The organism is Arthrobacter agilis, from assembly GCF_002953615.1.
GTDB lineage: Bacteria > Actinomycetota > Actinomycetes > Actinomycetales > Micrococcaceae > Arthrobacter_D > Arthrobacter_D agilis_B.
Window position 1 is genome coordinate 882,727 of record NZ_CP024915.1, and the last position, 9,570, is coordinate 892,296.

Genomic DNA, 9,570 nt, shown 5'->3' on the forward strand with positions numbered 1-9,570 from the left:
GCCGGGGAATCGGCTCCCGTCTCCTCGTCCGTCGTCGACGTCAACGTGGCCGCGGGCGAGACCCTGTGGGACCTCGCCGTGCGGTACGCCCCCGATCGCGACCCGCGCGACGTCGTCACGGAGATGGTCGAGCTCAACAATCTCCGCTCGTCCGTCGTCCAGGCCGGTCAGAGTATCTCCATACCGGCCGAGGGCTAGCCCCCGGTCCCGCATCGGTTCCCGCCCTGCCGGGCGGGGCCGGTCCAGGCGCCCGACGCGCAGCATTCGCTGCGACGGCCGCCATCGCTTAAACTTGACCGGTGCCCTCCTCCGTCGATGCCCTGGCAAACCTCCCCTTGCGCGATGACCTCGTCGGGCTGCACCCCTACGGTGCACCGCAGCTCGATGTGCCGATCCTGCTGAACGTCAACGAGAACACCCACGGTGTACCGGCGGACGTGCACGCAGCCATCGTCCAGGCCGTCGCCGAAGCCACCACGGGCCTGAACCGGTACCCGGACCGCGAGTTCACCGAGCTGCGGAAGAACCTCGCCGACTACCTCGGGCACGGGCTGACCCCCGAGCAGCTCTGGGCGGCCAACGGGTCGAACGAGGTCCTGCAGCAGGTCCTCCAGGCCTTCGGCGGGCCGGGACGCACGGCGATCGGCTTCCCGCCGACGTACTCGATGTACCCGCTGCTCGCCAGCGGGACGGGAACCCGCTACATCACCGCCGAGCGCGGGTCCGCCTATTCGATGACGCCGGACGCGACAGCCCGCGCCATCCGGTCCTCGGGTGCGAACGTCGTCTTCCTGTGCTCTCCCAACAACCCCACCGGCACGGCACTGGGGCTCGACGTCGTCGAGGCCGCGTACGAGGCCGGCGAGGACGCGCGGGCCATCATCATCGTGGACGAGGCGTACGGCGAGTTCGCCCAGCAGGGGACACCGAGCGCGCTCACGCTGCTCCCCGGCCGACCGCGCCTGCTGGTCTCGCGCACCATGAGCAAGGCCTTCGCCCTGGCGGGGGCGCGGCTGGGGTACCTCGCCGCCGCCCCGGAGGTCACCGACGCCCTCCGCCTGGTCCGCCTTCCGTACCACCTGTCGGCCATCACGCAGGCGGCGGCCAACGCCGCACTCACCCACGCAGAGACGCTGCTGTCCAATGTCGAGGCCATCAAGGTGCAGCGCGACCGCATCGTGCGGGAACTCGAGGACCTCGGGCTCTCACCGGCTCCGTCGGACGCCAATTTCGTCTTCTTCTCGGGCCTCGAGGATCCCCACCGGGTCTGGGAGGGCCTGCTGGACGCAGGCGTGCTCATCCGCGACGTCGGCATTCCCGGCTCCCTGCGCGTCACCGCCGGAACAGAGCGGGAGACCACGGTGTTCCTCACAGCGTTGAAGAAGCTGCTGTAGCCGGTACCGCGGCGCCCCGCCCGGCCCGGTCCTCCTAGACTTGAAGGGTTCGGAGCGCCGCATCCTCCCGGCCCCGCGCCACCCAGCCCTCCCGACCACTGCCGATCAGCGCCCGGCCGACCGCCGGCGCACAGAAGGAATGCAATGACAGTTGATGCCGCCAGCGGCCGTACGGCCCGCATCGAGCGCGTCACGAGTGAGTCCAGCGTCCTCGTGGAACTCGACCTCGACGGCACGGGCGTGTCCTCCATCGACACCACCGTGCCGTTCTACGACCACATGCTCACCGCTCTGTCGAAGCACTCCCTGATCGACCTCACCATCAGGTCCTCCGGTGACACCCACATCGACGTCCACCACACGGTCGAGGACACGGCGATCGCGATCGGTGAGGCCCTCCGGCAGGCCCTGGGCACGAAGGCGGGCATCCGCCGTTTCGGCGAGGCCACGGTGCCGCTGGACGAGGCACTCGCCAACGCCGTCGTCGACATCTCCGGACGGCCCTTCCTGGTGCACGGGGGAGAACCCGCCGGGCAGGAGTACCACCTCATCGGCGGGCACTTCACCGGATCCCTCACGCGCCACGTCCTCGAAGCGATCGCGCTGCACGCCCAGATCTGCCTCCACGTGACCGTCCTCGCGGGCCGCGATCCGCACCACATCGTCGAGGCCCAGTTCAAGGCCCTGGCCCGGGCGCTGCGTGCAGCCGTCGAACCCGACCCCCGCGTCGAGGGCATCCCGTCCACGAAGGGGGCGCTATGACCGCGCGCACCGTCACCGTGCTCGACTACGGGTCGGGCAATGTCCGCTCCGTCGTCCGCGCCCTCGAGCACGTCGGCGCCGAGGTGGTGCTGAGCGCCGAGCCGGACGACGTCCTCAACGCCTCCGGACTGCTCGTGCCGGGCGTCGGCGCGTTCGCGGCCGTGATGAAGGGACTCAAGGATGTCGACGCCCTGCGGATGATCGGCCGCCGCGTGGCGGGCGGGCGTCCCGTCCTCGGCATCTGCGTGGGCCTCCAGGTGCTCTTCGACGAAGGAGTCGAACACGGTGTGCGGACGCCGGGCATGGGCGAATGGCCGGGGACCGTGGAACGGCTCAAGGCGGACATCGTGCCGCACATGGGCTGGAACACGGTGGACGCACCGGAGGACACCGTCCTGTTCGACGGCATCGCCGACGAGCGGTTCTACTTCGTGCACTCGTACGGCGTCCAGGACTGGTCCTTCGACGTCAACCAGCCCGCCATGAGGCCGCCGCAGGTCACCTGGTCCGACCACGGCGGGCGCTTCATCGCGGCCGTCGAGAACGGGCCCCTCAGCGCCACCCAGTTCCACCCGGAGAAGTCCGGTGACGCGGGCGCCCAGCTCCTGCGCAACTGGATCGAGAGCCTGCGGTGAGCCGGTGCTGAGCCTCGTGCTCATGGGAGCCGCCGGCGTCCTCATCGGAGGTGCCTACTCCCTCCGGAGCCAGGAGTTCCCGCGCTGGGTGTGGATCGCCTTCCTGGTGCTGGCGGGGCTCTCGCTGCTCGCCGCCTACTTGTTCACCCTGCCCGGCGACTAGCCGCAGCACCCTGTCCAGACCGACCGTCCCGACCCAGCGGCCCGCGCCGCGCGTACGAAAGCAGCCAAGCAGACGATGAGCCCCTTCTCCGAATCACCCACGCTCGAACTCCTCCCCGCCGTCGACGTCGCGGACGGCCAGGCCGTCCGCCTGGTGCAGGGCGAGGCGGGCAGCGAGACCAGCTACGGGGACCCGCTCGACGCGGCGCTCGCCTGGCAGGAGGACGGGGCCGAGTGGGTGCACCTCGTGGACCTGGACGCGGCCTTCGGGCGCGGCTCGAACCGGGAGCTGCTCGAGCGTGTCGTGAAGCACCTGGACATCAAGGTGGAGCTCTCGGGGGGCATCCGCGACGACGAATCGCTGGACGCCGCACTGGAACTGGGTGCCACGCGTGTGAACCTCGGCACGGCCGCGCTCGAGAACCCCGAGTGGACCGAGCTGGCCATCGCCCGCTACGGGGACGCCGTCGCCGTCGGCCTGGACGTCCGCGGCACCACTCTGGCCGCCCGCGGCTGGACGCAGGAGGGCGGGGACCTGTGGGAGGTCCTGCAGCGCCTCGAGGATGCCGGGTGCGCGCGGTACGTCGTGACCGACGTGACGAAGGACGGGACCCTCAGGGGCCCCAACATCGAACTCCTCAGGGAGGTCCTCGCGAAGACGACGCGTCCCGTCGTCGCCTCGGGCGGTATCTCCAGCCTCGACGACATCGCAGCCCTCCGCGAGCTCGTGCCGCAGGGACTCGAGGGCGCGATCGTGGGCAAGGCCCTCTACGCCGGAGCCTTCACCCTGCCCCAGGCCCTGGACGTGGCAGGGCTGCCCGCCGCGGACGCGTGACCGGCAGGCAGCTGCCCGCGCACATCGCCGCCGCGCTGGCCGGCAACACCGCCGACTCCGCGGGACGGCCGTGGGCCGGGCGGGACCTGTCGGGACCCGACAATCCGCTGCACGCATTCGACGACGACGACGGCGCGGCCGACGCGCGGCTCGCCGCCGCGGTGGCCGGACTCCTGGAGACGTCCGACCGGCCGGGACGGGGTGAACGGGCCGTCTTCGCCGCACTGACGACGGCACGGGTGTTCATCCCCATCGTTGCCCAGCTCAACGCGGAAGGGGACGCCGCCTCGGGCCTCCGGGCCGACAAGGAAGCGGACATGGCGCTCGTCACGCTCACCGCGCCGGACGGGCGGAAGGCCCTGCCGGTGTTCTCCTCCAGCCGGGCGCTGGAACGCTGGCACCCGGACGCCCGGCCCGTGGCCGCCTACGCGGCGCGGGCCGCCCTCGCCGCCGCGGCAGAGCAGGCCGAACTGCTGGTGCTCGACCCGGGTGCCGACGTGACCTTCGTCCTCCGGCGTCCTGCGGTCTGGGCACTCGCCCGGCAGACCGGCTGGACCCCGTCCTACGAGGACCAGGAGCTGGCCGCACTCGTCGAGGGGGCGGCGCGCGTGCAGGAGGATGTCCTGTCCGTGCGGCTCAGGCCCGGTGGAGGCGTCCTCACGCGGGCTGCCGACGGTAGCATTGCGTCCGGTGGGGGACCGGGTCCCGAATTGCGCATGGACCTCCAGCTCCGCGCGGGACTGACTCCGCAGGGGGTGCGGGACGTCGTGTCGTCCTTCCGTACGAGGCTCCTCGCACTCACCGAATTCGTGGATCGCGTCGACTCGCTCGACATCAAACTCACCCGCTGACGGAGCCGTCGGCGGAGAAGGACAGCTCGTGAACTTCGCCGTATACCGGGACCTGCTGCGCATCCGGTCCGTCCGGACCCTGCTGATCGTCGGGATGATCGCCCGCTTCCCGCACTCCGCGGCAGGGGTCCTGCTGACGCTGCACGTGGTGCAGACCCTGGACCGCGGCTACGCCGAGGCCGGGGCCGTCGCGGCCGTCGTGACCATCGGGATAGCCGTCGGCGCCCCGTGGCGCGGACGGCGGATCGACAGCGCGGGGCTGCGCCGGGCGCTCGTCCCGTCCATCGTCGCGGAAGCGGCCATCTGGTCCGTCGCCCCGCACCTGCCCTACCACTGGCTGCTGGTCGCCGCGCTGGTCGGAGGCCTGTTCACCCTTCCGGCGTTCTCGGTCATCCGCCAAGCGCTGGGCGTCCTCGTGGACGGCGACCGTCGGCGCACGGCGTTCACGCTCGACGCGATCTCGACCGAGGTCATCTTCATGGCCGGGCCGGCGGTGGGTGTCGTCCTGGCGACGCAGGTCTCCACCGTGCTCGGCCTGACGCTCGTCGGACTCGCCACGGCCTCCGCCGGGCTGTTCCTGATGTGGTTCAACCCGCCGACGCGCTCGGAGCAACTCCCTGATGCCGTCACCGTGTCGGCAGCGGCGCCGGCCGGGATCGGCGAGGCCGCAGCGGACCTCATCGGCTCCCACGACGCCGTTCACCAGGGGGAACGGCGTCCGTCGCTGCTCCGCCGGGGAGTTCGGCGCGCCTTCCCCTGGCTGACGGTTCCGCTGGTGGTCGTCATGGTCATCGCGGCGGGAGCGGGACTCGTGCTGTCCGGCTCGGAGGTCGGCATCGTCGCTGCACTCGAGCACGCCGGCAACGAGGGGCAGCTCGGCCTCGTCTTCGTGGCGTGGTGTGCTGCGTCCGTGGTGGGCGGTCTCCTCTACGGGGCGCTGCACCGGCCCGTCCCGCCGTCGCTCCTCCTGCTCGGCATGGCGCTGCTGACGCTGCCGATGGCTTTCGCCGACAGCACCCTGTCCCTGGCCCTGCTGTCGATCCCCGCCGGCCTGCTCTGCGCTCCGGTGCTCTCGGCGGCGTCGGAGAAGGTCGCCGATCTCGTCCCCGAGGACCGTAGGGGCGAGGCGATGGGCTGGTACGGCTCGGCGCTGACCTCGGGTGTCGCGCTCGGCGCTCCCGTGGCCGGTGTGCTGATCGACGCCACGGGACCCTGGGGCGGCTTCACCGCGGTGGGCGTCGTCTCGGCGCTCATCGGTGCGGCGGGCTTCGCCGCACGGAACCTCGGGCAGCGACCGGCGACGGCGGAGTCGCCCCAGGCGGCCGGTCGCTCGCGCTGACGTCCGCCGCCGCGCCGGTCCGTTGCGCTCCCGGCAGGGGAGCTGCGGTCCCGCGGCCCCGGCCGTCCCGCCTGGTCTCCCGGGTCGCGCCGGGCCGCGCGCACGTCTGAAACGCGAACGAGCCGCACCGGCCGGTGCAGCTCGTTCAGGATCATCCCCGCAACGGCCGGGGGATCAGTTGACGGGGCCCGTGTACTTCTCGCCGGGACCCTGCCCCGGCGGGTCGGGGATGATCGACGCCTCGCGGAAGGCGAGCTGCAGGGAACGCAGGCCGTCGCGCAGCGGTCCGGCGTGCTGTGAGCCGATCTCCGGTGCCGCCGCCGTGACGAAGCCGGCCAGGGCCGTGATGAGCTTGCGCGCCTCGTCGAGGTCCTTCAGCTGCTCGGCGTTCTCCTCGTGGCCGAGGCCGCACTTCACGGCGGCCGCACTCATGAGGTGTACCGCCGACGTCACGATGACCTCCACGGCCGCCACCTCGGAGATGTCCCGCATCTGCCGGCGGACGTCCTGCTCCGCATCGGAGGGGCCGGCGGCGTGTTCCTGCTCCTCCGCGAAGCTGCGGCGGGAGGCAGGTGGCGCCCCGGCATCGGAGGAGTGCTGCGGATTGTCGTGTGGGGTGTTCATACTGGTAAGCTTGGCATAGACCAACCGGTCGCAGGTACTCGTCGTGCTCCTCACAGGGCATGCGGGGAAGTGGTCGGGATGCAAGCGGAGTCCTCTCCCACCCGCGTTTGCCTGGTGCGACCTCCCGTCGCATTGCAGGTAGCCGGGTCACCTGGTCGGTCCTGCCGATGTGCGGGCGGGAAGCTCGCGCTTCCGCCGACCATCCAGAACCGGTTGACGAGGCCTTCGATTGCGCATGCAATGGGAGGCCTTCTTTCGTTCGCACGCGGTTCCGGTTTGAGAATCCACAGGAGTCACACATTAGCGAGCCAAGAATCAACGATCGTATCCGCGTTCCCGAGGTGCGGTTGGTCGGACCTGCCGGCGAACAGGTAGGAATCGTCCGTATCGAGGACGCGCTCCGACTTGCCGCCGAGTCCGACCTGGATCTTGTCGAGGTAGCACCGCAGGCGAAGCCTCCGGTGGCCAAGCTCATGGATTTTGGTAAGTACAAGTACGAAGCGGCCGTCAAGGCGCGCGAGGCGCGGAAGAACCAGACCAACACGGTCCTCAAGGAGATCCGGTTCCGCCTCAAGATCGACACGCACGACTACGAGACCAAGCGCGGACACGCGATGCGCTTCCTCGGAGCCGGTGACAAGGTCAAGGCCATGATCCAGTTCCGCGGCCGTGAGCAGCAGCGTCCCGAGATGGGCATCCGCCTGCTCCAGAAGTTCGCGGAGGATGTCGCCGAGGTCGGCGTCGTCGAGTCGTCGCCGCGCATCGACGGCCGCAACATGGTCATGGTCATCGGTCCCACGAAGAACAAGGCCGAAGCCAAGGCGGAGGCACGCCGGGAGACCCAGCGTGCGGAGGCCAAGGCCGCCAACGAAGCGGCGAAGACAGGTGGCGACACCAAGCGTGTCGATACCTCGCGTGCGAGCACGGCGCCCCTGACGCAGTCCCTCGCGGACCTGCTGCCCGAGGGCTACTCGATCACGAGCGAGCCCGAGGCCGCCGCTCCGGAGGCTCCCGTCCAGGAAGCCCCCGCATCGGCCGTTGCGCCGGCAGGTGCACCGGAGGCCGCCCCGGCTGCTGCGCCTTCGGCCGCGCCGACGGCTGCTGCGGCACCGAAGGCCGCTCCGGTCCGGACGTCGTCGGCCCCGCGGTCGACGTCGCGTCCCGCCGAGCGGCCAGCGGCGTCGCGATCGGCGGCTCCTGCGCCGAGGCCCGCTGCAGCAGCACCGGCCCCTCGGCCGGAGGCAGCTCCTGCGCCCAAGCCGGCCGCAGCGGCACCGAAGCCGTCAGTGGCTGCCAAGCCGTCGGCCATGCCGAAGCCGGGAGCGCCGAAGCCGTCGGCGACCCCCAAGCCTGCCGGCAGGACGGCGCCCCAGAGCCCGACCAGCCGTCCCAAGCCCGGAAGCACGGACTAGGTCCGCCCTGTCCCTCCGGACACGTTCGACAACCAGAGGCACCTGACGGGTGCCGACCTCCGGGTGCACCCGCCCCGGCTATCAGAAGGAGATCGGTTCCCATGCCGAAGATGAAGACCCACAGTGGCGCCAAGAAGCGCTTCAAGCTGACCGGCAGCGGCAAGCTCAAGCGCCAGCAGGCCAACCGCCGCCACTACCTCGAGCACAAGTCCTCGACCGTGACGCGCCGCCTCGCGAGCGACCAGATCGTCTCGAAGGCCGACACCAAGGTCATCAAGAAGATGCTGGGCGTCTAACCACCAATCCATCCCTCGGGAAAGCGTACGCACCGATCAGTGCGGCGCTGCGGCTGCGGCCGTGACCGAAGAAGAACAAAAGGAGTACGCACGTGGCACGTGTGAAGCGGGCAGTCAATGCCCACAAGAAGCGTCGGGTCATCCTCGAGCGCGCCAAGGGTTACCGTGGACAGCGTTCGCGCCTGTACCGCAAGGCGAAGGAGCAGCTGCTCCACTCGTTCGTCTACAGCTACGGTGACCGCCGCAAGCGCAAGGGCGACTTCCGTCGCCTCTGGATCCAGCGCATCAACGCTGCATCCCGCGCCAACGGCCTGACCTACAACCGCCTGATCCAGGGCCTCAAGGCCGCCGAGATCCAGGTCGACCGCCGGATGCTCGCGGACCTCGCCGTCACCGACGGCGCTGCTTTCGCGGCGCTCGTCCAGATCGCCAAGAACGCCCTGCCGGCCGACACGTCGGCTCCGCTCAAGGCTTCGGCCTAGGTCCATCGGATGCTGCGGGCCGCACGGCCCGCACTCCGGTACACGATGACTGCAGACGGACGCCCCCAGGCGCCACTGATGACCAACACCCAGGCTGACCGGGTGAAGGAGGTGGCACGCCTGGCCGGGCGTCCGTCGCGTCTCCGGCGCCGCGAGTTCCTGGCCGAGGGCCCGCAGGCCGTCCGCGAAGCGCTGCGGCTGCATCTCGAAAGGCGCGACGACGACGGGGGCGGCGTGGTCGTCGAGGCGTACGCGACGGTGGAGGCCCTCGAGCGGCACCCCGATGTCGCCGAACTGTTCGGCCGCGACGGGGCGCCGTCCCTCCGGCGCACGACCCCCGATGTGCTCGCAGCGATGGCCTCGACCGTGACCCCGCAGGGCTTCGTCGCGGTCTGCCGATTCGTCGACACGCCCCTCGAGGACGTGCTCGCGACGAAGCCCCGCCTCGTCGCCGTGCTGGTGGAGGTCCGCGATCCCGGGAACGCGGGCACCATCATCCGGGCGGCGGACTCCGCGGGAGCGGACGCCGTGATCCTGACGGGCGCCAGCGTCGACCCGTACAACCCCAAGACGGTGAGATCCACCGTTGGCTCCCTGTTCCACCTTCCCCTCGTCATCGGGGCGGAGCTCGATGGACTGACCGACCGGCTCCGCGAGGCGGGGATGACGGTGCTGGCAGCGGACGGCTACGGTGCCGTGAGTCTGGACGACCTGCAGGACGCCAGCGCGGCGCGGCGGTTCGGGGCAGGATCCGAGGGCCTCGTGCTCCAGGAGCCGG

At 70.9% G+C, this 9,570-nt stretch carries 13 protein-coding genes; 12 read left to right on the forward strand and 1 reads right to left on the reverse strand.

Annotation, left to right across the window (positions count from 1 at the left end; translation table 11 throughout):
• The 8 genes from CVO76_RS04270 to CVO76_RS04305 all read left to right on the forward strand — a co-directional run.
• Positions 1–198: LysM peptidoglycan-binding domain-containing protein (locus CVO76_RS04270; RefSeq protein WP_208740827.1), on the forward strand; the 198-nt coding region annotated here is incomplete at its 5' end.
• Positions 199–299: 101 nt separating this feature from the next.
• A complete protein-coding gene (locus CVO76_RS04275; protein WP_208740829.1) occupies positions 300–1,394 on the forward strand; it encodes a histidinol-phosphate transaminase in 1,095 nt (364 codons plus the stop codon).
• A gap of 144 nt (positions 1,395–1,538) precedes the next feature.
• Complete coding sequence (gene hisB, locus CVO76_RS04280) at positions 1,539–2,156, forward strand: imidazoleglycerol-phosphate dehydratase HisB (RefSeq protein ID WP_133082234.1); 618 nt, start codon at positions 1,539–1,541, stop codon at positions 2,154–2,156.
• Complete coding sequence (gene hisH, locus CVO76_RS04285) at positions 2,153–2,791, forward strand: imidazole glycerol phosphate synthase subunit HisH (protein ID WP_208740831.1); 639 nt, start codon at positions 2,153–2,155, stop codon at positions 2,789–2,791. Before hisB ends, hisH begins: the two co-directional genes overlap by 4 nt.
• A gap of 4 nt (positions 2,792–2,795) precedes the next feature.
• The gene (locus tag CVO76_RS04290) at positions 2,796–2,954 is read left to right on the forward strand and encodes a hypothetical protein (protein ID WP_208740834.1); all 159 of its coding nucleotides are present in this window, start codon (positions 2,796–2,798) and stop codon (positions 2,952–2,954) included.
• A 75-nt stretch (positions 2,955–3,029) separates the two neighbouring features.
• Positions 3,030–3,788: a bifunctional 1-(5-phosphoribosyl)-5-((5-phosphoribosylamino)methylideneamino)imidazole-4-carboxamide isomerase/phosphoribosylanthranilate isomerase PriA gene (gene priA, locus CVO76_RS04295; RefSeq protein ID WP_133082236.1), complete on the forward strand. Its 759-nt coding sequence runs from the start codon at positions 3,030–3,032 to the stop codon at positions 3,786–3,788.
• The gene (locus CVO76_RS04300) at positions 3,785–4,639 is read left to right on the forward strand and encodes an SseB family protein (protein ID WP_208740835.1); all 855 of its coding nucleotides are present in this window, start codon (positions 3,785–3,787) and stop codon (positions 4,637–4,639) included. Before priA ends, CVO76_RS04300 begins: the two co-directional genes overlap by 4 nt.
• Before the next feature lie 28 nt (positions 4,640–4,667).
• On the forward strand, positions 4,668–5,978 hold the full coding sequence (locus tag CVO76_RS04305; RefSeq protein ID WP_133082238.1) for an MFS transporter: 1,311 nt from the start codon (positions 4,668–4,670) through the stop codon (positions 5,976–5,978).
• Positions 5,979–6,152: 174 nt separating this feature from the next.
• Here the strand turns inward: CVO76_RS04305 and CVO76_RS04310 are convergent, their stop codons facing one another.
• A complete protein-coding gene (locus tag CVO76_RS04310; RefSeq protein WP_208740837.1) occupies positions 6,153–6,602 on the reverse strand; it encodes a DUF1844 domain-containing protein in 450 nt (149 codons plus the stop codon).
• 341 nt (positions 6,603–6,943) lie between these two features.
• Here CVO76_RS04310 and infC point away from each other — a divergent pair, with 341 nt between their 5' ends.
• The 4 genes from infC to CVO76_RS04330 all read left to right on the forward strand — a co-directional run.
• Positions 6,944–8,014 (forward strand): translation initiation factor IF-3, encoded by a 1,071-nt coding sequence (infC, locus tag CVO76_RS04315; RefSeq protein WP_244186187.1) that lies wholly within the window; start codon positions 6,944–6,946, stop codon positions 8,012–8,014.
• Between the two features lie 101 nt (positions 8,015–8,115).
• The gene (gene rpmI / locus CVO76_RS04320) at positions 8,116–8,310 is read left to right on the forward strand and encodes a 50S ribosomal protein L35 (RefSeq protein ID WP_133082241.1); all 195 of its coding nucleotides are present in this window, start codon (positions 8,116–8,118) and stop codon (positions 8,308–8,310) included.
• A gap of 92 nt (positions 8,311–8,402) precedes the next feature.
• Positions 8,403–8,792 carry a 50S ribosomal protein L20 gene (gene rplT / locus CVO76_RS04325; protein WP_055772447.1) on the forward strand — a complete coding sequence of 130 codons (390 nt, stop codon included), beginning with the start codon at positions 8,403–8,405 and terminating at the stop codon, positions 8,790–8,792.
• 45 nt (positions 8,793–8,837) lie between these two features.
• The coding region (locus CVO76_RS04330; RefSeq protein ID WP_208740841.1) for a TrmH family RNA methyltransferase at positions 8,838–9,570 on the forward strand (733 nt) is incomplete at its 3' end.